34 protein-coding genes and 1 riboswitch are annotated in these 23,608 nt (G+C 41.7%); of the genes, 32 read left to right on the top strand and 2 right to left on the bottom strand.

All coding sequences use genetic code 11. From position 1 onward, the window contains the following. Positions 1-20 precede the first annotated feature (20 nt). The 32 genes from rplE to CSV60_RS01175 all read left to right on the top strand — a co-directional run bounded on the left by rplE (position 21) and on the right by CSV60_RS01175 (position 21,226). Positions 21-560, top strand: coding sequence for a 50S ribosomal protein L5 (gene rplE, locus CSV60_RS01330; protein ID WP_085132008.1), 540 nt, complete (start codon positions 21-23; stop codon positions 558-560). 20 nt (positions 561-580) lie between these two features. Next, entirely contained in the window at positions 581-766 is a 186-nt protein-coding gene (locus CSV60_RS01325) for a type Z 30S ribosomal protein S14 (RefSeq protein ID WP_008298870.1), read from the top strand. Between the two features lie 30 nt (positions 767-796). Continuing rightward, positions 797-1,195 (top strand): 30S ribosomal protein S8, encoded by a 399-nt coding sequence (gene rpsH, locus CSV60_RS01320; RefSeq protein ID WP_029053265.1) that lies wholly within the window; start codon positions 797-799, stop codon positions 1,193-1,195. 30 nt (positions 1,196-1,225) lie between these two features. Then, complete coding sequence (gene rplF / locus CSV60_RS01315) at positions 1,226-1,765, top strand: 50S ribosomal protein L6 (protein WP_099630542.1); 540 nt, start codon at positions 1,226-1,228, stop codon at positions 1,763-1,765. A gap of 33 nt (positions 1,766-1,798) precedes the next feature. After that, positions 1,799-2,161 (top strand): 50S ribosomal protein L18, encoded by a 363-nt coding sequence (gene rplR, locus CSV60_RS01310; protein ID WP_029053263.1) that lies wholly within the window; start codon positions 1,799-1,801, stop codon positions 2,159-2,161. Positions 2,162-2,183: 22 nt separating this feature from the next. After that, entirely contained in the window at positions 2,184-2,684 is a 501-nt protein-coding gene (rpsE, locus tag CSV60_RS01305) for a 30S ribosomal protein S5 (protein WP_083034251.1), read from the top strand. A gap of 13 nt (positions 2,685-2,697) precedes the next feature. Then, positions 2,698-2,880, top strand: a complete 183-nt coding sequence (rpmD, locus tag CSV60_RS01300; protein WP_099635777.1) for a 50S ribosomal protein L30 — start codon at positions 2,698-2,700, stop codon at positions 2,878-2,880. A 32-nt stretch (positions 2,881-2,912) separates the two neighbouring features. Next, complete coding sequence (gene rplO / locus CSV60_RS01295) at positions 2,913-3,353, top strand: 50S ribosomal protein L15 (RefSeq protein WP_029053260.1); 441 nt, start codon at positions 2,913-2,915, stop codon at positions 3,351-3,353. Further along, positions 3,353-4,645, top strand: coding sequence for a preprotein translocase subunit SecY (secY, locus tag CSV60_RS01290; protein ID WP_099630544.1), 1,293 nt, complete (start codon positions 3,353-3,355; stop codon positions 4,643-4,645). The genes rplO and secY overlap by 1 nt, the downstream gene beginning before the upstream one ends. Before the next feature lie 46 nt (positions 4,646-4,691). After that, positions 4,692-5,345: an adenylate kinase gene (locus CSV60_RS01285; protein ID WP_099630545.1), complete on the top strand. Its 654-nt coding sequence runs from the start codon at positions 4,692-4,694 to the stop codon at positions 5,343-5,345. Between the two features lie 345 nt (positions 5,346-5,690). Beyond that, positions 5,691-5,909, top strand: a complete 219-nt coding sequence (gene infA / locus CSV60_RS01280) for a translation initiation factor IF-1 (protein ID WP_029053257.1) — start codon at positions 5,691-5,693, stop codon at positions 5,907-5,909. A gap of 39 nt (positions 5,910-5,948) precedes the next feature. Then, positions 5,949-6,062, top strand: a complete 114-nt coding sequence (gene rpmJ / locus CSV60_RS01275) for a 50S ribosomal protein L36 (protein WP_076758849.1) — start codon at positions 5,949-5,951, stop codon at positions 6,060-6,062. A gap of 24 nt (positions 6,063-6,086) precedes the next feature. After that, the gene (rpsM, locus tag CSV60_RS01270) at positions 6,087-6,452 is read left to right on the top strand and encodes a 30S ribosomal protein S13 (protein WP_085132003.1); all 366 of its coding nucleotides are present in this window, start codon (positions 6,087-6,089) and stop codon (positions 6,450-6,452) included. 25 nt (positions 6,453-6,477) lie between these two features. After that, entirely contained in the window at positions 6,478-6,867 is a 390-nt protein-coding gene (gene rpsK / locus CSV60_RS01265; RefSeq protein ID WP_009499031.1) for a 30S ribosomal protein S11, read from the top strand. A gap of 123 nt (positions 6,868-6,990) precedes the next feature. Beyond that, on the top strand, positions 6,991-7,935 hold the full coding sequence (locus tag CSV60_RS01260) for a DNA-directed RNA polymerase subunit alpha (protein ID WP_029053255.1): 945 nt from the start codon (positions 6,991-6,993) through the stop codon (positions 7,933-7,935). A gap of 30 nt (positions 7,936-7,965) precedes the next feature. Next, positions 7,966-8,346 carry a 50S ribosomal protein L17 gene (rplQ, locus tag CSV60_RS01255; protein ID WP_099630546.1) on the top strand — a complete coding sequence of 127 codons (381 nt, stop codon included), beginning with the start codon at positions 7,966-7,968 and terminating at the stop codon, positions 8,344-8,346. A 276-nt stretch (positions 8,347-8,622) separates the two neighbouring features. Then, a complete protein-coding gene (locus tag CSV60_RS01250; RefSeq protein WP_099635776.1) occupies positions 8,623-9,480 on the top strand; it encodes an energy-coupling factor ABC transporter ATP-binding protein in 858 nt (285 codons plus the stop codon). After that, positions 9,456-10,331, top strand: a complete 876-nt coding sequence (locus tag CSV60_RS01245; RefSeq protein WP_099630548.1) for an energy-coupling factor ABC transporter ATP-binding protein — start codon at positions 9,456-9,458, stop codon at positions 10,329-10,331. The genes CSV60_RS01250 and CSV60_RS01245 overlap by 25 nt, the downstream gene beginning before the upstream one ends. Then, complete coding sequence (locus tag CSV60_RS01240; RefSeq protein WP_099635775.1) at positions 10,325-11,122, top strand: energy-coupling factor transporter transmembrane component T family protein; 798 nt, start codon at positions 10,325-10,327, stop codon at positions 11,120-11,122. Before CSV60_RS01245 ends, CSV60_RS01240 begins: the two co-directional genes overlap by 7 nt. A gap of 5 nt (positions 11,123-11,127) precedes the next feature. Then, positions 11,128-11,865: a tRNA pseudouridine(38-40) synthase TruA gene (truA, locus tag CSV60_RS01235; RefSeq protein WP_099630598.1), complete on the top strand. Its 738-nt coding sequence runs from the start codon at positions 11,128-11,130 to the stop codon at positions 11,863-11,865. Positions 11,866-12,039: 174 nt separating this feature from the next. After that, complete coding sequence (gene rplM / locus CSV60_RS01230) at positions 12,040-12,477, top strand: 50S ribosomal protein L13 (protein WP_099630550.1); 438 nt, start codon at positions 12,040-12,042, stop codon at positions 12,475-12,477. Positions 12,478-12,496: 19 nt separating this feature from the next. Further along, on the top strand, positions 12,497-12,889 hold the full coding sequence (rpsI, locus tag CSV60_RS01225; RefSeq protein ID WP_029053248.1) for a 30S ribosomal protein S9: 393 nt from the start codon (positions 12,497-12,499) through the stop codon (positions 12,887-12,889). Between the two features lie 802 nt (positions 12,890-13,691). Beyond that, complete coding sequence (locus CSV60_RS01220; protein ID WP_099630551.1) at positions 13,692-13,994, top strand: urease subunit gamma; 303 nt, start codon at positions 13,692-13,694, stop codon at positions 13,992-13,994. Positions 13,995-14,024: 30 nt separating this feature from the next. Then, on the top strand, positions 14,025-14,348 hold the full coding sequence (locus tag CSV60_RS01215) for an urease subunit beta (protein ID WP_099630552.1): 324 nt from the start codon (positions 14,025-14,027) through the stop codon (positions 14,346-14,348). Continuing rightward, positions 14,345-16,063 (top strand): urease subunit alpha, encoded by a 1,719-nt coding sequence (gene ureC, locus CSV60_RS01210; protein WP_099630553.1) that lies wholly within the window; start codon positions 14,345-14,347, stop codon positions 16,061-16,063. Before CSV60_RS01215 ends, ureC begins: the two co-directional genes overlap by 4 nt. Before the next feature lie 10 nt (positions 16,064-16,073). Continuing rightward, positions 16,074-16,529: an urease accessory protein UreE gene (gene ureE, locus CSV60_RS01205; RefSeq protein WP_099630554.1), complete on the top strand. Its 456-nt coding sequence runs from the start codon at positions 16,074-16,076 to the stop codon at positions 16,527-16,529. After that, entirely contained in the window at positions 16,522-17,208 is a 687-nt protein-coding gene (locus tag CSV60_RS01200; protein ID WP_099630599.1) for an urease accessory protein UreF, read from the top strand. The genes ureE and CSV60_RS01200 overlap by 8 nt, the downstream gene beginning before the upstream one ends. Before the next feature lie 37 nt (positions 17,209-17,245). After that, complete coding sequence (gene ureG / locus CSV60_RS01195) at positions 17,246-17,866, top strand: urease accessory protein UreG (protein WP_099630555.1); 621 nt, start codon at positions 17,246-17,248, stop codon at positions 17,864-17,866. After that, the gene (locus tag CSV60_RS01190; protein WP_099635774.1) at positions 17,859-18,683 is read left to right on the top strand and encodes an urease accessory protein UreD; all 825 of its coding nucleotides are present in this window, start codon (positions 17,859-17,861) and stop codon (positions 18,681-18,683) included. The genes ureG and CSV60_RS01190 overlap by 8 nt, the downstream gene beginning before the upstream one ends. Before the next feature lie 621 nt (positions 18,684-19,304). Continuing rightward, the gene (locus tag CSV60_RS01185; protein WP_233189500.1) at positions 19,305-19,742 is read left to right on the top strand and encodes a YheE family protein; all 438 of its coding nucleotides are present in this window, start codon (positions 19,305-19,307) and stop codon (positions 19,740-19,742) included. A 164-nt stretch (positions 19,743-19,906) separates the two neighbouring features. Next, positions 19,907-20,008, top strand: a riboswitch (TPP riboswitch). Between the two features lie 90 nt (positions 20,009-20,098). Beyond that, positions 20,099-20,794, top strand: a complete 696-nt coding sequence (gene tenA / locus CSV60_RS01180) for a thiaminase II (protein WP_099630558.1) — start codon at positions 20,099-20,101, stop codon at positions 20,792-20,794. Between the two features lie 48 nt (positions 20,795-20,842). Then, positions 20,843-21,226: a DUF3889 domain-containing protein gene (locus CSV60_RS01175; protein WP_233189499.1), complete on the top strand. Its 384-nt coding sequence runs from the start codon at positions 20,843-20,845 to the stop codon at positions 21,224-21,226. Between the two features lie 43 nt (positions 21,227-21,269). On the opposite strand, the gene CSV60_RS01170 is transcribed toward CSV60_RS01175, so the two are convergent. Beyond that, the gene (locus CSV60_RS01170) at positions 21,270-22,031 is read right to left on the bottom strand and encodes a nitric oxide synthase oxygenase (protein ID WP_369823558.1); all 762 of its coding nucleotides are present in this window, start codon (positions 22,029-22,031) and stop codon (positions 21,270-21,272) included. 82 nt (positions 22,032-22,113) lie between these two features. Then, entirely contained in the window at positions 22,114-23,553 is a 1,440-nt protein-coding gene (hpaB, locus tag CSV60_RS01165; protein WP_099635773.1) for a 4-hydroxyphenylacetate 3-monooxygenase, oxygenase component, read from the bottom strand. Positions 23,554-23,608 lie beyond the last annotated feature (55 nt).

The following is a 23,608-nucleotide window of genomic DNA, read 5'->3' as shown; positions in this document are numbered from 1 at the left end:
CATGAAAGGAGGTCCGACTGATGAGTCGTTTGAAAGAGAAGTTTTCTAAAGAAATCACACCTGCTCTAATGAGCAAGTTTGAATATACATCTGTTATGCAAGTTCCTAAAGTAGACAAAATCGTTATCAACATGGGTGTTGGTGATGCTGTCCAAAATACAAAAGCACTTGATGCAGCTGTTGAGGATCTTGCAACTATTTCAGGTCAAAAACCAGTCATTACTAAAGCGAAAAAATCTATCGCAGGATTCCGTTTACGTGAAGGAATGCCGATCGGAGCTAAAGTAACGCTTCGCGGTGAGCGCATGTATGAGTTCCTCGATAAATTAGTTACAATCTCATTACCACGTGTACGTGACTTCCGTGGCGTTTCTAAAAAAGCGTTCGACGGTCGCGGTAACTATACTCTTGGTGTGAAAGAGCAACTTATTTTCCCTGAAATTGACTTCGATAAAGTATCAAAAGTACGAGGGATGGATATCGTCATCGTGACGACAGCTAACACTGATGAAGAAGCACGTGAGTTGCTTGCACAGTGTGGCATGCCATTCCAAAAGTAAAATAATAGGGAGGCGAAAACGTGGCTAAGAAATCTATGATCGCTAAACAGAAACGTACGCCAAAGTATAAAGTACAAGAATATACACGCTGCGAACGTTGTGGCCGTCCACATTCAGTATATCGCAAATTTAAACTTTGCCGTATTTGTTTCCGCGAACTTGCATACAAGGGACAACTTCCTGGCGTCAAAAAAGCCAGCTGGTAAACCCCTAATTAGGGAAGGAGGTTAATTCAAATGACAATGAGTGATCCGATTGCAGATATGCTTACACGCATCCGTAATGCGAACATGGTTCGCCACGAGAAGCTTGAGGTACCTGCTTCAAACGTAAAGAAAGAAATCGCTGAGATCTTAAAACGAGAAGGTTTCGTCCGTGATGTGGAATACGTGGAAGATAACAAACAAGGCATCATCCGCATTTTCCTAAAATACGGTCAGGATAACGAACGCGTTATCAATGGCTTGAAACGTATTTCTAAACCAGGACTTCGTGTATATGCTAAATCAAATGAAGTTCCTAAAGTACTTAACGGCTTAGGTGTTGCACTTGTTTCTACATCAAACGGTGTATTAACAGACAAAGAAGCCCGCGCTAAACAAGTCGGCGGAGAAGTCGTCGCTTACGTTTGGTAATTAGCTACAATTGAATGGAGGTGCAATAGAATGTCCCGTATTGGTAATCGTCAGATCGAAGTCCCTGAAAACGTTACTGTAACAATTTCAGAGGAAAACTTCGCTACTGTTAAAGGTCCGAAAGGTGAACTTTCGAGACAATTAGATAAAGAAATCACGATCAATCACGAAGGCAACGTAATTACATTTACTCGTCCTTCTGAATCAAAAGCCCACCGTTCAATTCACGGTACTACACGCTCTGTACTTAATAACATGGTAGTGGGAGTATCTACAGGATTTGAACGCACACTTGAATTGGTTGGGGTTGGATATCGTGCTTCTATGCAAGGGAAAAAACTTGTATTGAACGTAGGTTACTCACACCCAGTTGAATTCACGCCAGAAGAAGGTGTAGAAGTTGAAGTTCCAGCGAACACGAAAATAATTGTTCGCGGATACAACAAAGAACACGTAGGTGCTCTTGCTTCTAACATCCGTCAAGTACGTCCACCAGAGCCGTATAAAGGTAAAGGTATCCGTTATGAAGGCGAAATTGTTCGTCGTAAAGAAGGTAAAACAGGTAAATAATACCGCCTGAGGTATTTGGAAGGAGTGACTCCGATGATCACGAAACAAGATAAAAACGCTGTCCGTAAAAAGCGTCACGCACGTGTGCGTACGAAAATCAGCGGAACTGCAGAGCGTCCACGTCTAAACGTTTACCGTTCAAACAAGCACATCTATGCACAATTGATTGATGACTTGAATGGTGTAACAATCGTTAGCGCTTCTACAAGAGATAACGATGTTGAGGCTGGTTCTACTGGCAACACTGAATCTGCAGCTAAAGTTGGCGAGCTTATTGCAAAGAAAGCTGTTGAAAAAGACGTTAAGGCGGTTGTTTTTGACCGCGGCGGATATCTTTTCCACGGCCGTGTAAAAGCATTAGCTGACGCTGCACGCGAAAATGGTCTGGAATTTTAATTAAGAGGGAGGGACATATTTCATGCGTCGTAATGATCAGAACAAAAGTGAGTTTGAAGAACGCGTAGTAACGATCAACCGCGTTGCGAAAGTTGTAAAAGGTGGACGTCGTTTCCGCTTCACTGCACTTGTCGTAGTTGGTGATAAAAACGGTCGTGTCGGTTTTGGTACTGGTAAAGCACAAGAAGTTCCAGATGCAATCCGTAAAGCAATTGAAGATGCGAAGAAAAACTTGATTGTAGTGCCAATGGTCAAAGGTACAACTCCACATGAAGTAATCGGACGCTTTGGTGCAGGACAAATCCTCATCAAACCAGCTGCTCCGGGTACTGGTGTTATCGCAGGTGGACCTGTCCGTGCGGTACTTGAACTTGCAGGCATCACGGATATTCTTTCTAAATCTCTTGGTTCAAGCACACCGATCAACATGGTACGTGCAACAATCGAAGGGTTGCAGAATTTGAAACGCGCAGAAGACATTGCCAAATTGCGTGGTAAATCCGTAGAAGAACTGTTAGGTTAAGGGGGGAAATACAATGACGAACAAACTTGAAGTCACCCTTACGAAAAGTGTTATTGGTTCAAAGCCAACACAGCGTAAAACAATTGAAGCACTAGGCCTTCGAAAGTTAAATCAAACAGTTGAGCATCAAAACAACGATGCCATCCGTGGTATGCTTACAAAAGTTAGCCACTTGGTAACCGTTAAAGAAATTTAAGTACTATTTTACAATAAGGAGGTGCCGATAAGATGAAATTACATGAGCTAAAACCAGCTGAAGGATCTCGTAAAAACCGCAAACGTGTTGGTCGTGGGATTGGATCTGGAACAGGTAAGACTTCTGGTAGAGGTCATGACGGTCAAAACGCTCGTTCAGGCGGCGGTGTACGTCTTGGTTTCGAAGGTGGACAAATTCCTCTTTTCCAACGACTTCCTAAGCGCGGGTTCACGAACATCAATCGTAAAGATTATGCCATCGTTAACCTCGATACATTAAATCGTTTCGAAGAAGGCACGGAAGTAACGCCGGAATTGCTAATTGAAACTGGTGTTGTAAGCAACGCTAAATCTGGTATCAAGATTCTGGGTAACGGAACACTTGATAAGAAGATTACAGTACGTGCTAACAAATTCTCCGCTTCTGCAAAAGAAGCAATTGAAAAAGCAGGCGGGCAAACAGAGGTGGTATAATGTTTCAGACAATCTCTAATTTCATGCGTGTGAAGGAGATCCGGTCTAAAATAATTTTCACCCTCCTAGTGCTCATCGTTTTTAGACTAGGGACATTTGTTCCGGTTCCAAACGTTGATGCAACTGCTTTACAACAATCAGATAACCAGTTTATCGGATTCTTGAACACATTCGGTGGAGGAGCATTATCCAACTTCTCGATCTTTGCAATGGGGATTATGCCGTATATCACGGCGTCCATCATTGTACAACTCTTGCAGATGGATGTTGTTCCGAAGTTTACTGAGTGGTCAAAACAAGGGGACGTCGGAAGACGAAAACTTGCACAATTCACAAGATATTTCACGATTGTTCTTGCCTTTATTCAAGCACTTGCCATGTCATTTGGTTTTAACCAAACATTTGGCGGTACACTGATTCAAGACAACAGCATATCCACTTATATCACAATTGCAATTGTATTGACTGCCGGTACAGCTTTCCTACTATGGCTTGGTGAACAAATTACTGCAAAAGGTGTTGGGAATGGTATTTCCATCATTATCTTTGCAGGGATTGTTGCCGGCATTCCAAATGCTGTTAACCAGTTGTATGTAACGCAAATTCAAGACGCTGGAGATGCACTATTTATTCGAATTGCAACGATGGTCTTATTATTGATCGTGATCGTAGCTATTGTAGTCGGGGTTATTTACTTCCAAGAAGCATTGCGGAAAATTCCGATTCAATATGCGAAGCGTGTCTCAGGACGTAATCAGTCTGTTGCAAGTCAACAAACACACTTACCTTTGAAATTGAATGCTGCAGGAGTTATCCCGGTAATCTTTGCGGTGGCATTCTTCATTACGCCACAACAAATTGCTCCGTTTTTCGGTGAAAACAGTGTAACTAAAACTATTATTCGGATCTTCGATTATACGAATCCGATCGGTATGATTTTGTATGTAACACTTATTATTGCGTTTACATATTTCTACGCATTCATTCAAGTGAATCCAGAAAATATGGCAGACAATCTGAAAAAGCAAGGTGCATATATTCCGGGAATACGCCCAGGAGCAAACACTCAAAAGTACTTAACAAGTACTCTGTATAGATTGACGTTCGTCGGCTCAATTTTCTTGGCCGTCGTAGCGGTTATGCCAATCTTCTTTATTAACTTGGCGAATTTACCTCAATCCGCTCAAATCGGTGGAACGAGCTTGCTCATCGTAGTAGGGGTCGCCCTCGAATCAATGAAGCAATTAGAATCACAATTAGTGAAGAGACATTACAGAGGCTTTATGAAATAAAGAGCAATAGCCTGACCTATTGTAAACAAATGGAGGGCAAGGACGTATGAATATCGTATTAATGGGTCTGCCTGGTGCTGGTAAAGGTACACAAGCAGACAAAATTGTCGAGAAGTACGGAATCCCTCATATTTCTACAGGCGATATGTTCCGTGCTGCCATCAAAGATGGCACGGAACTTGGAGTTAAAGCAAAATCGTTCATGGATCAAGGCGCATTAGTTCCTGATGAAGTTACCATTGGTATCGTGCGTGAGCGGTTAAGCAAAACGGATTGTGACAATGGATTCTTGCTAGATGGTTTCCCTAGAACAGTACCTCAAGCTGAAGCACTAGATGCTTTACTTAAGGACCTAGGAAAAAGCATTGAGTACGTATTGGATATCGAAGTCGATACGGAAGAATTAGTCGCAAGATTATCTGGTCGTCGGATTTGTAAAGTGTGTGGCACATCGTATCACTTGATCTTCAACCCACCAAAGGTAGAAGATGTGTGTGATAAAGATGGCGGCGAACTTTACCAGCGTGCAGATGACAATCCGGATACTGTCATGAATCGTCTGGAAGTAAATATGAATCAGACAGCTCCTTTACTCGACTTTTATGGCGAAAAAGGTGTACTGACTAAAATTAATGGCCAACAGGACATTAATCTTGTATTCAAGGACTTGGATGCAATTTTGCAACAACGTAATAAGTAATCAATCCTTTTCGGGCACATTTTCATCATGGTTCGGAAAGTAATGGATGAAAACGATCTGCAAAAGCTTTAAGTTCCTGTTATAAGATAAATGAGAGTTTATCATTAATTCCTTGGTAGTTCCGACATGCATTCTATTGTCAATGGCAGTATAATATATAATTGGCACTGCAACGAGGGCAATAAAGGATCTCATTCGCAATTTATGCGAAACAGCGAAATGTGGCAGACGTCTTTCGAACATCACTCATGCTAACTGGACATATGTTGAAGGAAGCCTTTTGAAGGCAACTGATGCCGCTCGATGGTGAAAGCCTTTATTGGATATAGAAGGGAGACAGGATTGATGGCGAAGGACGACGTAATTGAGGTAGAAGGAACTGTTCTTGAAACGTTGCCGAATGCGATGTTTAAAGTGGAGTTAGAAAACGGACATACTGTGCTTGCACACGTGTCAGGTAAAATTCGTATGCACTTTATTCGTATTCTGCCAGGCGACAAGGTGACATTGGAACTTTCACCTTACGATTTAACACGTGGTCGTATCACATACCGTTTCAAATAAACTTTTGCACTCCCGAAATATTGAAGGAGGTTGGGTAGGATGAAAGTAAGACCATCTGTAAAACCGATCTGCGAAAAATGTAAAGTTATTCGTAGACGCGGCCGAGTAATGGTAATCTGTGAAAATCCAAAGCACAAACAAAGACAAGGCTAAAACACAAGGAGGTGCACAACTTATATGGCACGTATTGCTGGTGTAGACGTTCCGCGCGATAAGCGCGTTGTCATTTCATTGACATATATATTCGGTATTGGTAAAACAACTGCACAATCAATTTTAACTGCAGCTGACGTTTCACAAGAGACTCGCGTTCGTGATTTAACTGACGCTGAGCTGGATAAGATTCGTGAACAAATTGACGGCTTGAAAGTAGAAGGAGATCTTCGTCGTGAAACTTCTCTAAATATCAAGCGTTTGATGGAAATCGGTAGTAACCGTGGAATCCGTCACCGTCGTGGATTGCCTGTTCGTGGACAAAACACGAAAAACAATGCACGTACGCGTAAGGGTCCTAAACGCACAATGGCTAACAAGAAAAAATAATAGGTAAAGGAGGGTTCTTTCCAACATGGCACGTAAACAACAAACTCGTAAACGTCGTGTAAAAAAGAATATTGAGACTGGTATTGCACATATCCGTTCAACGTTCAATAACACTATCGTAACTATCACGGATAGCCACGGTAATGCACTTTCATGGTCTAGCGCTGGTGCACTTGGCTTTAGAGGTTCCCGTAAATCTACTCCGTTTGCTGCACAAATGGCTGCTGAAACTGCAGCAAAAACAGCAATGGAACATGGTTTGAAATCATTGGAAGTAACAGTTAAAGGGCCAGGTGCTGGTCGTGAAGCGGCTATCCGTTCACTACAGGCTGCAGGTCTTGAAGTTACTGCAATCAGAGACGTAACTCCGGTTCCGCACAATGGTTGTCGCCCGCCAAAACGTCGTCGCGTATAATCGGTTTGAATCTATTGGATTAAGAAAGACATTTTTTGTTAATACTGTTGAAATAGACTATCTATTATCAGTGAATTCAATAAGGTTAAACCAATATAGAGACGTTTTTAGGAGGGTAAATAAATGATCGAGATTGAGAAACCAAAGATTGAAACAGTAACGATCGGTGAAGATTCACAGTTCGGTAAGTTTATTATCGAACCTTTAGAGCGTGGATATGGAAATACCCTAGGGAATTCCTTGCGCCGCATTCTCTTGTCTTCATTACCAGGAGCTGCTGTGACATCTATTCAAATCGATGGTGTACTTCATGAATTCGCTACAATTGAAGGTGTCGTCGAAGACGTATCTACAGTTATTTTGAATGTGAAGAAACTAGCACTCAAGATTTACTCAGATGATGAGAAAGTTATTGAGATCGATGTGAAAGGTGAAGGCGTCGTGACGGCTGCAGACATCACACATGATAGTGATGTCGAAGTATTAAATCCAGATCTCCCGATTGCTACTCTCGGTAAAAATGGACATTTACGTATGCGTATGTATGCTGTACGTGGACGCGGATATGTTCCTTCCGATCAAAACAAACGTGAGGATCTAGCGATTGGTGTGATTCCAATTGACTCGATTTACACTCCTGTATCACGCGTTAACTTCCAAGTTGAAAACACTCGCGTCGGACAAAGTACCAACTTTGATAAGTTGACACTCGACGTATGGACAGATGGAAGCATAGGTCCTAAAGAGGCGGTATCACTTGGAGCTAAAATTCTAACAGAGCATTTAAATATATTCGTTGGTATGACTGACGAAGCACAAACTGCAGAAATCATGGTAGAAAAAGAAGAAGACCAAAAAGAAAAGGTTCTGGAAATGACGATTGAAGAACTTGATCTTTCTGTCCGATCTTATAACTGCTTGAAGCGTGCAGGCATCAATACAGTTTTAGAACTTGCTAACAAGTCCGAAGACGAAATGATGAAAGTGCGTAACTTAGGCCGTAAATCACTTGAAGAAGTGAAGGCTAAATTGGATGAGCTAAACCTTGAGTTACGCTCTGAAGAATAACTGACATATATTGAAGGAGGGTAACTTCAAATGGGATACAGAAAACTTGGACGCACAAGTTCACAACGTAAAGCAATGCTTCGCGACTTAACGACAGATCTTATTATTCATGAGCGCATCCAAACAACTGAAACACGTGCGAAAGAATTACGTAAAGTAGTTGAAAAAATGATCACTCTTGGAAAACGTGGAGATCTTCACGCGCGTCGTCAAGCGGCTGAATATATTCGTCGTGAAAAGGTAGCTGTTGAAAACGCAGAAGGCGAAGAAGCAACAGTGTTTGCACTTCAAAAGCTTTTTGATACAGTAGCACCACGTTATGCAGATCGCCAAGGCGGTTATACACGTATAATGAAAATGGGACCTCGCCGTGGCGATGGCGCACCAGTAGTTATTATCGAACTGGTGTAATTCCAACACTTCGAGGGTGTGTCTGTCACGCACAGCACACCCTTTTATTACAAGTACGAGATTTATACGACATAAAAGCTGAGTGTTATGATCCGCGAGTAATCGACTGGTCTAGCTCTACGTACCTCATCTGAGATGTCGGCATGAGCACCCGGCATTTTCGTTTTCAAAGGCGCATTCCTTAGATGAGGTACGCGCTTTTTTTTTATACATAAGAATAATTCAATACATAAAAACTATATTGATTCATAACAACACCTAAAAGGGGGAGTCCAGATGAAGGAATTAGCGTCGATGCACCATGTTGACTTTTCTTACGACATGGAAGAAGAGGAATCTTTGCGTATGTCAACTAAAGCATTACATGATGTATCTTTCACTTTGTATGAAGGAGAATGGCTGGCAGTTGTAGGACATAACGGTTCTGGTAAGTCGACGCTAGCCAAGCTATTAATAGGCTTGATGTTTCCTTCATCAGGTGAAGTACATCTCTTTTCGGAACGACTATCTGAAGAGAATCTTTGGGAAACACGTTCGCGTATGGGGATAGTCTTTCAGAACCCTGATAATCAGTTTGTCGGTTCTACCGTGCAGGATGATGTGGCATTTGCACTCGAAAACAATGGCGTACCACACGACATGATGGTAAAACGTGTCCATGAGGCTCTGGAGCAGGTGAAGATGAAAGATTACATCAACCATGAACCACATCATCTTTCAGGGGGGCAGAAGCAGCGTGTGGCGATTGCAGGTGCATTAGCTTTGCATCCCGAACTTCTTATACTAGATGAAGCTACTTCCATGTTGGATCCCCGGGGACGTGAAGAAGTAATCGAGATCGTTAAGAGGTTACGCTCTGAAATCGGATTGACTGTGTTATCTATTACGCATGACTTGGAAGAGGTATTATTGGCAGATCGTATATTGGTAATGAATGAAGGACAAGTATTGATGGTAGGTTCACCGCAAGAAATCTTTCAACAAGGTACTGAACTTGAAAAGGTTGGGCTCGATCTGCCGTTTGCTTTACGTGTTTCTGAGTTATTGAGAATAGCTGGCGTAGAGTTGGTTGGCAATCATATGACAGAAGAAGAGTTGGTGAATGAATTGTGGACATATCACTTCAGCAAGTAGGCTACTTATACGCTAAAGATTCACCGTTTGAGAAACGTGCTCTGCAGGACGTGACAGCTACGATTCCTTCAGGTTCTTATACTTCCATCATTGGGCATACAGGGTCAGGGAAATCGACCTTATTACTTCATTTGAATGGATTGCTAAAGCCGTCTGAGGGTATTGTCAAAATAGGTGACACGGTAATTACTGCCCACACTAAAGGTAAGCAGATGAAGGAAGTTCGACAGCACGTAGGAATTGTGTTTCAGTTTCCTGAACATCAGTTATTTGAGGAAACAGTTGAAAAAGATATTATGTTCGGCCCTATTAATTTTGGAGTGCCGAAAGAGGTAGCGAGGGCTCGTGCACATGAACTAGTGAAGCTTTTAGGTCTTCCTGAAGACGTGTTGCAGAAGTCACCTTTTGAGCTATCAGGAGGGCAAATGCGGCGTGTTGCGATTGCAGGTATCCTCGCATTCAAACCATCTGTCTTGGTACTTGACGAGCCAACAGCGGGGTTGGATCCTAAAGGACGTAAAGAGATCATGGAGTTGTTCCATCATTTGCATAAGACAGAGAATCTAACGACTATCCTTGTCACCCATAGTATGGAAGACGCTGCACGCTACAGTGATCGGATTCTGGTGATGCATGAGGGAACAGCCGTAATGGAAGGTACGCCTGAAGAAATATATAGTCAAGAAGAGGAACTTCATTCATATCGACTCAGCGTCCCACGTTCCGTGCGTTTTCAGCGTGAGATAGAAAAGATGAGTGGACGACGTTTTGATCATATTGCACTTACGGAAGACGTATTGGCACAAGAATTAGCAAAAGCTATTGCAAGGAAAGAGGAGCGGCCATGTTAGAAAAAATGATTATCGGTCGTTTTATTCCAGGTGCTTCTATTGTGCACCGTATGGATCCGCGTTCCAAATTACTTTTTGTCTTTCTGTTTGTAATAGCGGTGTTCTTGGCCAACAACGTAGTATCTTATGTCATTTTGCTTGGTTTCACAGCGTTTGTCATTGCGCTTGCCAGAATCAGACCTTATTTTTTGATCAATGGATTAAAACCGGTCATCTTTTTGATTATTTTTACACTTCTATTACATATTTTCTTTACACGTGAAGGCCCCCTTCTATTTGAATGGAAGTTTATTAAAGTTTATGAAGAAGGATTGCGAATGGGTATATTCATATCCATCCGATTTTTGGTGCTTGTGTTGATTACGACAGTATTGACGCTAACCACTTCACCGATCTCGATTACGGATGGGTTGGAAACGCTACTTAATCCTTTTAAAAAGCTGAAATTACCCGTACACGAATTAGCACTCATGATGTCCATTTCTCTACGTTTCATTCCAACTTTAATGGACGAAACAGATAAAATATTAAAGGCACAACTAGCAAGAGGTTCTGATTTAAGTACCGGTTCCATCAAAGAACGGATACAGGCAGTCATTCCTTTGCTTGTCCCGCTATTTGTTAGTGCATTTAAGCGCGCGGAAGATTTGGCGATTGCAATGGAAGTGCGTGGCTACCGTGGCGGAGAAGGTCGCACAAGGTTCCGACAGCTGTCTTGGCAAATGAGGGATACTGTTGTCTTGATCGCTTTTGTGCTATTGGTAGGTGTATTGCTATGGGTGAGGAAGTGAATAGATTGAAACGAATGAAAGCGACTGTTTCGTATGATGGCACGGATTTTGCTGGCTATCAATCCCAGCCAGGCATGCGGACAGTTCAAGCAGAGATTGATAAGGCGCTTGTGAAATTGCATAAAGATTCGACATCACACGCGGTAGCAAGCGGACGAACTGATGCTGGCGTTCATGCGCTAGGTCAGGTGATCCATTTTGATACACCTCTGGATTTAGGTGATCGCTGGCTGATGGCATTGAATGTGCTACTACCTAAGGACGTACGCATAACTGCGATTGAACAGGTGTCTAAAGAATTTCATGCGCGTTACAGTGCAAAAGGTAAAACGTATCGATATAAATGGTCATATGGAGAATTGCAAAGTCCATTTGAGCGTAATTTTGCAGTCCATTTAGGTAGATGGAATCCGGACGTGGAACGAATGAATGCAGGTGCTGCCTATTTAATCGGTACACATGATTTCACAAGTTTCTGTTCAGCGAAGACCGCTACCTTGAATAAAGTCCGCACAATCCGAAAACTAACACTTGAGCGACATCAGGAGGAACTGATTCTTGAAGTGGAAGGTGATGGATTTCTATACAATATGGTTCGTACGATTGCCGGTGCTTTGCTGGCTGTTGGTATTGGTTGGGACGAGCCGGAAGATGTCCAGAAGATTCTTGAGGCGAAAGATCGTCAAAGGGCAGGGAAGACAGCGGCAGCACACGGTTTGTACTTAATGGAAGTGACCTATTGAGCTCATGGCAACTAATCCTGGCGTTTTCATAAAAACGCTTGACTTTATTGACAATAAAGTATAACATGATAAATGGTATTTCAATAACCCCACAAACAAGCCCCGGAAGTTTATTTGTGTTTAGGGATAGAGAAAACAAGGGAACAGATTCGATATTTTAGGAGGAAATACAATATGCGCACAACATTCATGGCTAAAGGTCACGAAGTCGAACGTAAATGGCTAGTTGTCGACGCTGAAGGACAAACGCTTGGTCGTCTTGCTTCAGAAGTTGCAACTCTTTTACGCGGTAAACACAAACCAACGTTTACACCACATGTTGATACAGGCGATCACGTCATCATCATCAACGCTGAAAAAATCCATTTGACAGGTAATAAATTGAAAGATAAATTATACCACCGTCACTCTGGTTATACAGGTAGTCTTAAGTCACGTACTGCACTTGAGATGCGTACTAACTACCCTGTAAAAATGCTTGAACTAGCGATTAAAGGAATGCTTCCAAACGGTCCTCTAGGTCGTCAAACAATCAAGAAATTACACGTATACGCTGGTCCAGAGCATCAGCATAGCGCACAAAAACCAGAAGCTTTCGAGCTTCGCGGTTAATTAAGAGGAGGAAACCCACTTGGCACAAGTACAATATATCGGCACTGGCCGTCGTAAAAGTTCAGTAGCTCGTGTACGTCTAATTCCTGGCGAAGGTAAAATTGTCGTCAATAATCGTGATGTAGAGGACTACGTACCATTCGAAACACTTCGTGAAATCATTAAACAACCACTAGTAACAACGGAAACACTTGGAAGCTACGATATCCACGTTAACGTTCACGGTGGAGGTTACACAGGTCAAGCAGGCGCAATCCGTCACGGCGTTGCTCGTGCATTGCTTACTGTAGATCCTGATTTCCGTGCAGCACTTAAATCAGCAGGATTCCTAACACGTGATCCACGTATGAAAGAGCGTAAAAAATACGGTCTTCGTGGCGCGCGTCGTGCACCACAATTCTCAAAACGATAATTTTTTTCAAAAGTCTTTCTCATTATTTAATGAGAAGGGCTTTTTTGCGTGTAGCATTTGCTATATTTTGGGGATGAACAGTTACTACTGGCTGGTCAGTAAATAGCGCTGACACTAGGAGTATCGTTTGCTAATTTACAAATGTTCGCATCACACATAATTTGCGATGTTTTGTATACCAGATGATTGTATGATGAGAGGTGATCCAAGCATTTTATCTGCAATAAAATAGCTTTAGCAGTACTTCTGTAAGTAGATATCTTACCAGCCCATTGTGTAAGCGTGAACACTTGATTCTTCGCCACAAAGCTGTACAATAAATTAGTAGCAGTAACTCCCAGCCGTTTCCACTGTTTTTAAATGAGGTAAATGGACACAATCCCCCCATTCCAGTTGTTTCGAATACCCAAGAGATTCACCGATCCTCCCCGGATGTATGAATCACAATCGGATCAACTTGCGATCAAACCATTATATAACACACTTTGTTACATTACACGTATAGTTCGAACTTGCATCCATGACTGCCCATTAGTCATTTACTAGCAAAAACTTTAGGCGTGGCAACGTTTATGCTAACTAACTTAAGGGGATACTGTCGGTATACCGACTTTTTCTTTGCCTTGTTTCTTCGAAAAGGGTCTTATTTAAAAGAGATGGCTTAAGTTTACCCCGAAAATTCATGTGAGCTACTAACAGCTCGTTAAATACTCGGAATATTTAAAGCCTTCTAATAAAGTGGATTATGAGAGAAGCGCACTAATGGAATATAATACATACTATTATTTTAGGAGGTTGAACAATGCGATTACTACCGCGTGAAATGGATAAACTAATGATTGTTGTTGCTGCAGATGTTGCTAGAAGACGAAGAGAACGAGGACTTAAATTGAACTACCCAGAAGCCATGGCACTCATTACGTATGAGGTGATGGAAGGTGCCAGAGACGGTAAAACTGTGGCAGAACTCATGTCTTATGGTGCAACGATTTTATCTCGTGAAGATGTAATGGATGGCATTCCAGAAATGATCGATGATATTCAAGTAGAGGCGACATTCCCGGATGGAACGAAGTTGGTCACAGTGCATAATCCAATAAGATAAATTGTTTATGGAAAGAAAGGGGACGTAACGATGATACCAGGCGAATATATTTTAAAAGATGAACCGATTACTTGTAATGAAGGCGCGGAAAGTATACATGTACAAGTAATTAATCATGGCGATAGACCTATCCAAATTGGCTCTCATTACCACTTTTATGAAGTGAATCTTGCATTGAAATTTGATCGGGAAGTAACGTACGGTAAACGTCTCAATATACCTGCAGGTGCTGCTGTTCGTTTTGAACCGGGCGATGAAAAAGAAGTGCAGCTAATTGACTATGCTGGAGAAAGAGAAGTTTACGGATTTCATAATAAAGTAGACGGACCATTGGAAGGCGGGAATACGAAATGAGTTTTAACATGGATAGAGAGCAATATGCTCAAATGTTCGGACCGACAACAGGAGACTCTGTTCGATTAGCAGATACAGATTTATTCATTCAAATTGAAAAAGATTTTACAAAGTATGGAGAAGAAGTTGTATTTGGTGGTGGAAAAGTCATTCGTGATGGAATGGGGCAACATCCGCTTATTACGCGTGAAGAAGATGAACGAGTACCTGATACAGTCATTACGAATGTCGTCGTTCTTGACTATACAGGGATATATAAAGCCGATCTAGCAATTCGTGACGGTAAAATTTCGGGTATCGGAAAAGCAGGTAATCCGCTTGTGCAAGACAAAGTAGACATTATTATTGGAGCTTCCACTGAAGTTATTTCAGGGGAAGGTAAAATCATTACGGCCGGCGCAATTGATACGCATGTGCATTTCATTAATCCGGCACAAGTCGATGTTGCACTTACAGCTGGGACAACCACACTAATCGGGGGTGGAGCTGGACCAGGAGATGGTTCTAGGGCTACGACAGCCACACCGGGTGCCTGGCATCTTCACTCCATGCTGAAGGCTTTAGATGGACAACCAATCAATATTGGTTTAACAGGTAAAGGACATGCGGCAGCGGGAGCTCCCTTGGCAGAACAAATAATTGCCGGGGCAATTGGTTTGAAAGTCCATGAAGATTGGGGCGCGACACCGTCCGTTCTTGATCATGCATTACGAATTGCTGATGAATATGATGTACAAGTCGCACTTCACGCGGATACGTTGAATGAATCAGGATTCTTTGAAGATACGATCAAGGCGATTAATGGTCGAGGTATTCATATGTATCATACGGAAGGCGCGGGAGGCGGACACGCACCGGATTTGATTAAATCGGCTGGTATGATGAATGTGTTGCCGGCTTCTACCAACCCTACATTGCCGTATACGATTAATACGATTGATGAGCATTTGGATATGGTGATGGTCGCTCATAACTTAAATCCTTCTGTGCCAGAAGATATCGCATTCGCAGATTCACGCATTCGTAACGAAACGATTGCAGCGGAAGATATTTTACAAGATTTAGGTGTCTTTAGTATGACGAGCTCCGATTCTCAGGCGATGGGCCGTATCGGTGAAGTTGCTCTTCGTACGTGGCAAGTAGCCCATAAAATGAAAAAGCAACTTGGCGTGATGGAAGGTGATAGTGAGTATTCGGATAATAATCGGGTAAAACGCTATGTCGCTAAATATACGATTAATCCTGCTATTGCTCACGGGGTATCTGAGTATATCGGTTCAATTGAAGTTGGTAAAATGGCCGATCTTGTCCTTTGGGATCCGAAGTTCTTCGGAGTCAAACCGGAGATGATTTTGAAAAGTGGAATGGCGGTATTTAGCTTAATGGGCGATGCAAATGCAACGATTCCTACACCGCAACCCATGATTTATCGTCCGATGTACGCAACACTCGGAAAGGCATTGCCGCAAAGTTCCATTACATTTGTTTCACAGATTGCATATGATCAAGGAATAAAAGAGAAGCTTGGACTTGAAAAAGTAGTACTGCCTGTCCGTAACATACGGAGTCTTACGAAAAAAGATATGAAATTAAATACAGCTACACCACATATTGATGTAGATCCACAAACGTACGAAGTGAAAATCGATGGAAAGCTTATAACATGTGACCCAGTTGACGAGGTGCCAATGGGGCAACGCTATTTCCTATTCTGAGGTGAAAAAAATGATTGTAGAAGAAATCGTAATGAATATCAGGGATTTAGATCCAAGTGAGTATGAAAGCCGTCATAAAGAGAAAGTGTACTTAGAAAGTGCACATTTAATGAAGAGAATACAACGCGTAGAAACCGATCACGGACGTGAAATTGGAATTCGATTAAAAACTCCGCGTGATTTGGAAGCGGGAGACATTCTGTTTATGGATGATAAGAATATTATTTTGGTTGATGTCCTTTCTGATGATTTAATTATTATTAGCCCGCGGACAATGCTTGAAATGGGAACGATTGCCCATCAACTTGGAAATCGTCATTTGCCTGCGCAATTTGAAGACGAGGATATGCTTGTGCAATATGATTATTTAGTTGAGGATTTGCTACAGGAAATGGATATTCCATTTAAGAGAGAAGAACGAAAAGTTGCAAAGGCTTTCCGTCATATTGGGCATAGTCATGACTAATCATGCGTTATCTTTGTTACAGCTATGCGATTCTAGTTTTCCCATCGGCTCTTTTAGTCAATCATTCGGGTTAGAAACCTATATTCAAAAAGACAAGGTCACCGATGCTAACACATTTTCTGAGTGGTTACATGTCTATGTGCATGAACAGCTTGCTTATGCAGACGGCTTGGCTGTAAGACTCTCATATGATGCACTGGATAACGATGACCTGGATAAGGTTTGGGAATTGGACCGCATATTGACTGTACAGAATCTTGCTCGCGAATCACGTGATGGTACACAGCGTATGGGTGATAGAATGTTAAACATTGCAGAAGCCATTTACAAAATACCTGTGTTAACTACTTACGCCCAAAAAATTCGTGATAAACAAGCTTTTGGCCATCCAGCCATTGTTTTTACGATGATCGGACATCATCTTCAAGTAGAAAAGAATACAACGGTTTTATATTACTTATACTCGACGGTTGTTAGTCTTGTGCAAAATGCTGTACGGGCAATCCCGCTTGGACAAACTGCTGGACAGAAAATCATTTACACTTTTCAACAACAACTTCAGCAAACGACAGACAAAATAATGGAATTAGACGAAGAAGAGTTTGGCGTTGTATCGCCAGGCCTTGAGCTTTCACAAATGCAACATGAACGTGTCGGGATACGTATTTTTAGTTCGTAATAAATGAAATGAAATTGATAATAAGGATGTGCTTAGAATGGGACCAATTAAAATAGGTGTCGGTGGACCAGTTGGTGCGGGAAAAACCATGCTTGTTGAAAAAATTACACGCGCGTTAGATGGCGAAGTGAGTATGGCGGTTATTACCAATGATATATATACGAAAGAAGATGCCAAATTTTTAGTTGCGAACGGTATTCTTCCGGAAGACCGTATTGTCGGCGTGGAAACAGGAGGCTGTCCACATACGGCAATTCGTGAAGATGCTTCGATGAATTTCGCTGCGATTAATGAATTGAAAGAAAAACATTCCGACCTCGAGTTGATTTTTGTAGAGAGTGGCGGTGATAACCTAGCGGCTACTTTCAGTCCAGAACTCGTAGACTTTTCCATATATATAATTGACGTAGCGCAAGGTGAAAAAATCCCGCGCAAAGGTGGACAAGGAATGATTAAATCTGATTTGTTTATTATTAATAAAACAGATTTGGCACCATACGTTGGGGCGAGACTTGAGGTAATGGAGTCCGACACAAAAGTATTTAGAGGAAATAAACCTTTCTTTTTCACCAATTTAAAAGATGATCAAGGACTAGATGAAGTGGTTGAATGGGTCAGAAAACACGCTTTGTTAAAAGGACTAGGACAAGATGCCTGAATGGACAGGTGTTCTTGACCTTGTCATGGAAAACCGACAAGGACGCTCCGTGGCGAAAAGCGTTTACTTTCAAGGTGCATTTAAAGTGATGCGTCCCGTCTATTTCAATAAAAATAGTTATCCATGCTATTATTTATTGAATCCTGGCGGTGGCTATTTAGATGGAGATCGGTATCAAATGAAAGTCACGCTTGGTGAACGAGCGATGCTGACGTTGACGACCCAGTCAGCGACGAAAGTATATAGAACACCGACCGAGCAAGTCTATCAAGAAACAGTCATTCGTATGAAGAAGGATAGTTATCTAGAGTACTTACCGGATGCACTTATTGCATACAAAGATGCCAGTTGCTATCAAAAAAATAGTATATACATGGAAAAAGGAGCAACTTTGCTGTATGCTGAAATTTTGACTCCGGGCTGGTCGCCGGAAGGAGAAAAATTCAGCTATGACATGCTCCGTTTGAAAACCGAGATTTATATGGAAGGTCAACTTGTTGTCTTTGACCATATAAAACTTCATCCAGCGTCACAAAATATGAATGAGTTAGGCTTTATGGAAGGATACACACATTTGGGTTCCTTAATTGTCGTTGGAGAAAAAACGAATGATGCTCTATTGGATCGATTATATGAAACTCTTCAACAAGAGGCTGGAGAATTTGCATTCGGATTGTCTAAGCTTGCCGTTCCCGGCTTCACTATACGCATTTTGGCAAACTATACACAAGTCGTAGAGCGAATTATTTCAGTCTGCCACCACGTAATTAGCGAAGAATGGGATCAAATGAAACCAAGTTTTTTAAGGAAGTACTAGAAAATGCCCGACAATTCAATGAGTTGTTGGGCATTTTCTGTCCGTTATGCTATTACTGCAGAAATTAATATGCATGGAAAGTAATAAAGAAGGCTAAATTATTCCGTATATATTCTGCAGTTTGTTCAAACAACTTTGTCACTGTTCAAATGATTGAAACACAAAAATTAGGGTATTATTATACATACGTGGTGTGTCATTCGTAGGATTAACCATGTCCGTCAAGTCAATAGAATGTATAGCAGTCTTTGCGTGTATTGGTTCAACATTCACGGTAATTATTAAAGGCTGCAATAAAGTTGTTACACATGTGTGAAGTTGATCTTCCGCCTGGTAGTGAGTGAAGATGTAATAGAGTGTACGGGAAGTAAGTTCGCTACGACTTACGGTGTTTGGACCATATATTCGAATGATATAAAGCATAGTAGAATATTAATGGATTTGACAACAACCTATTGCTAAGTTATATTAGAGTTTAAATTTTTTTAAAGGATTTTTACGTGAGCAGGAATGATGGGTAATTAAACTTCAGGCTAGAAGGCTTGAATTAGTAGTTATGGATAACGTAAGATGAGCCATTTTATAAAAAGAGGCTTTATACTATTTTTGGAGGTGTTCCCTGTGGTAGATGACTTTGAAGCAGAAAAAGTTTTTGAAGACAGGCAGTACGAGCGAATTCAGTTTAAGCTCATCTTAGAAGGTCGTAAGTATAAAGGTGACTATCATGACGGTAAAATCCAATGGCTTAATCCACATCCCAAACATGATGTTGGCGAAGAAGAAGTAATTGCCATAGAGGATAAAGTTTTGGAACTTCTATCAGAGCAAGGGATTCGAAGTGAAGCGGATGATATTGAGATCGAACAATCGAATAGCGGAAGTCAAACTCGACCACTTCAGTCATTTAAATTGAAGATTCAAGGCGAAGAATTTAAAGGTACATTCATTAATGGCAAAATTGAATGGTATCATCCTAAACCACGACGTAAACTAGAAGAAGAGCGCGTAAAAAAAATAGAAGAAGATGTTGAGAAAAAGCTAAAAGAACATCTAGAATAACAAATTGACACTTCGTGAAATCTGCCGAATAAACGTATTCGATTGAGTGAGACAAACATAAGGTCTTCTGCCAATCACTGTGTTGTATGTAGGCTACGTGCAATCTCAATTCGTTTGACCTTTCTGACAAGTTAAGACTACAATGAATATACAAATGAAATAGTTGTTACCGCTAGGGGTGCTCTGTGGAGCTGAGAGAAGCATATGCTTTAACCCTTTAACTTGATCCGGTTCATACCGGCGTAAGGAAGTGGTGTAGATGTTACTTAGCTTATTTCTGTGCTCTGTGATGTCTCTCCGCCACTTCTTGTCAAGAAGTGGCTTTTTCATTTATCACGAAAAAGGGGAGAGTATACATGAAGTTTACAGAACGTTTATTAGAGAAGACATTACCGATTTGGAGACAGAATCATAGTCACCCGTTTGTCCAAGAGATTGGAAATGGTCTGTTGGATCAGGAGAAGTTTCGTTTTTATATGGTGCAAGACTATTTGTATTTAATTGACTACGCGAAAGTGTTTGCTGTGGGCACGATGAAGGCTACGGATGTAGAGACGATGGGTAAATTTGCTGCATTGCTTAACGGTACACTACACACTGAAATGGAACTTCACCGTCAATATGCAGCACGCTTTGGCATTACCGAGGAAGAGCTCGAGAATGCTCAGCCGTCTCCAATTGTCCTAGCGTACACGCACTATATGCTACATGTAAGTCAAAACGGCTCTCTAGCGGAAGTTGTCGCTGCATTATTGCCGTGTGCGTGGAGCTACTGGGAGATCGGCAAAGAGCTTTCGGAATTGCCTGGTGCGCTGGAACATCCATTGTATGGTGACTGGATTCGCATGTATTCATCGGAAGACTTTGGCGAGTTGGCTACTTGGTGCTTAGAATTAATGGACGAAACTGCAGAAGGCAAGCCTGAATCAGAATTAGTGAGGTTAGAGGAGATCTTCCTTAATACGACTCGATATGAGTATATGTTCTGGGACATGGCCTACACGAAGCAAATGTGGCCTGGTATGCATGAAGGACAGATGATTACAAATTAATATAAAAGAAACGTCCGACTATTTAAGTTGGATGTATTTCATTTAGAATTGAATGGATATAAACAGCGCATGCTATTCCTAAAGGAGGTGTGCGCCATCTTTGCAAAAATAGGTTTGGCACTTGGAGTTTTATTGACAAGTGGGTCGGGTACTAGTGATGAGTCAGCTGCTGCACTTAGTAAAGTGGAAGTACCGGCATACGCCAAATGGTCAAGGCTTGCGATCAAACAAACGATGCTCAAATATCCTCATGCAGATATCAAGGATTATTTGCATATCGCAACCGACTCAAAAAAAGTTACGGGCGTGGAGAAATTTCAGCTTTGGTTAAAAGAGGAAGAGCGGGAATTCGGTGTAATAGTGACTGTCACCTATTCAGCTGAAACAGGTAAATTTATTCGCATCGATTTTCAAGAAATACCTGTTCAATAAGCCAATGCCCCTAGACCATATAACATGGTGTAGGGGCGTTGGTTTATTCGGGATCTCTTTGATAAAAGAAATTGGGAGTGATAATGTCATTGGCAAACCGTTTGTGATAGACATGGGTAGCGGCGGGTGATAGTGGTGGAATGAGCCATACCGAGTTACCTGTCACTTTTCTTCCTGCACTTTGCTCTTTCTTTTCGAACGATTTGAATTGTTTAGCTGCGGTATGATGATCAACAAGTGTGACGCCTTCTTGCTGGTAGGAATGTAGAACGGCTATATTCAACTCTACAAGTGCTTTGTCTATCCAAAGAGATCGATTGGATTTCGTGTTAAGGTCCATCCGTTTGGCGACAGACGGCAAAATATTATAACGGTCCGCATCTGCAAGATTACGCGCTCCAATTTCCGTACCCATATACCAGCCGTTAAATGGTGCCATGGGATGTTCAATTCCACCGATATCAAGACGCATATTGGAAATGATCGGAACAGCATACCATTTTGTATGCAACTCAGAAATTCCTTTGATTTCGGAATGACTGATAGGTACCTCTTTTACTAACGACTTTGGCAATTCAAAAAGCCGCGGAGATTTCCCATACTCTTGAATGACAAGCGGTAGTACATCAAAAGGTGTTTTGGCTCCTTGCCAACCAAGGCTTTCACATAACTTAGTCATTTCAATGGATGTAGAGTCACCAATGTTGATTTGTTCTTCTCGTGAAAGTCCTAGTTCATCATAACAACTGTGAATAAACTGGACTGCTTCTTGAAATAGCTCAATTCTATTTACAGATAGCACCATAATCGTCAACTCCATATACAAGGTGTAGCATCTGGCAAATACGATGAGCTGACATAATTTCGGCAAATTACTGACTTTTCATTTAATCTGAGAGTAAACGGCGTATCATTTCTTGTCCTGCGTCTTTTGGATAGGATCGGTATAGATGTCCTGATAAGCGAACTGGATCACCGAAGAAATACCGTTCATATTGCGTTTGTCTTGTGCCGAACGAACTCATCGTCAAATCCCAAGCCAACCGAAATAGTTGTACACGTTCTAACGCGGTTTTCGTAGCACCTTGTAGGTACTTTGTGAGATCAGGTTGAATAGCCGAATGAAAATCCTTATCGGTAGGTAGCGCAACCATCCCACTCGCTCCAATTAGCTGAATGATTTCACTAAAACGCGGATAGACTTTTGGGAAAATATTGCTAGCTATTTGAAGTGGTATCGCACTTGGACACATATAACCCCATTGATCGGGTAATGCATCGGCTTCGGATTTATCTCGCAAGGCTTTCATCGTTTCGAGCCCTATAATTATTTCAGACAATTTCTCTTGAATGTGGAGATATTCCGCTATATTAATCGTTTGGACGAGTTGCTCTGCCAAATTTAATATGAACTCCGTCTTGACGATCTGTCTCGTAATGACTTGATGGGTAGCAAATGGATGAAATGAACTCATTGAGAAAAATTCTGAAGCTACTTCCTTATTGTGATGAAAGAATACACGCTTCCACGGGACGAGAACATTATCGAAAACAACTATAGCATCCATCTCTTCAAACCGTGAACTCAGTGGGTAATTAAACGTAGAATTCCCGCCTACAAATGATTCCCTGCAAAGAAAACGTAAACCTTCTGTACTGGAAGGAATGGAAAAGGCGAAAGCTTCATCAGGATCCCCAAGAAATGAAGGCGTGCTGAACACCAACACTTCATCCGTCACGCCGCCCTGTGTGGCTAGTAGCCTTGCTCCTTTAATGATGAGCCCTTCAGATGTCTTGCCTACAATCTTCGCGGAGATCGGTTCATCTGACGTATTAAAGGCATTCTGTGATCGGTTGACCTGCGGTGTAATAAAGGTGTGAGTAAAAGATAGATCTTCTTCTCGCGCACGTTCATACAGCGCTTGAATATGTTCTGGAAAACAGTTTTCTTTGCCGAGCAAGTGAGGGGAAGAAGAGGCAAAGCTCATAATCACAGTATTGAGGTAATCTGGACTTCTACCAAGTAAGCCACAGGAAAGTCTTGCCCATTCTTCTGTCATAACTCTTCGTTTCTGCAAATCCATTTTAGTTTTCGGTTGTAAGTAAGAAAGTCCAATTGGCTCGTTTGTGACTGGTGAGGCGTATGTCATGAGAGCCTTATGTGCAGGTGATAATTGTAAATTATACAGAGAAGCCTTTGTTTCAATAAGCCCTCTAAAGGCTGGATGTTTAGAAATAGGTCCTTTTAATTGCTGTCCATCTAGCCAAATCTCCGCGTCCTGCTCATTTATTCTACGCACAAACTCGTTGCCATTTATAGCACCCATACCATTCCTCCTGAATTTTCTAGTTGGTATAGTATATTATGAAACCTTCAAGGAT

The sequence above is a fragment of the Sporosarcina sp. P7 genome, assembly GCF_002743425.1.
Classification (GTDB): domain Bacteria; phylum Bacillota; class Bacilli; order Bacillales_A; family Planococcaceae; genus Sporosarcina.
The sequence above is the reverse complement of the archived record's forward strand: the minus strand, read 5'-3'. Positions and strand labels throughout refer to the sequence as shown.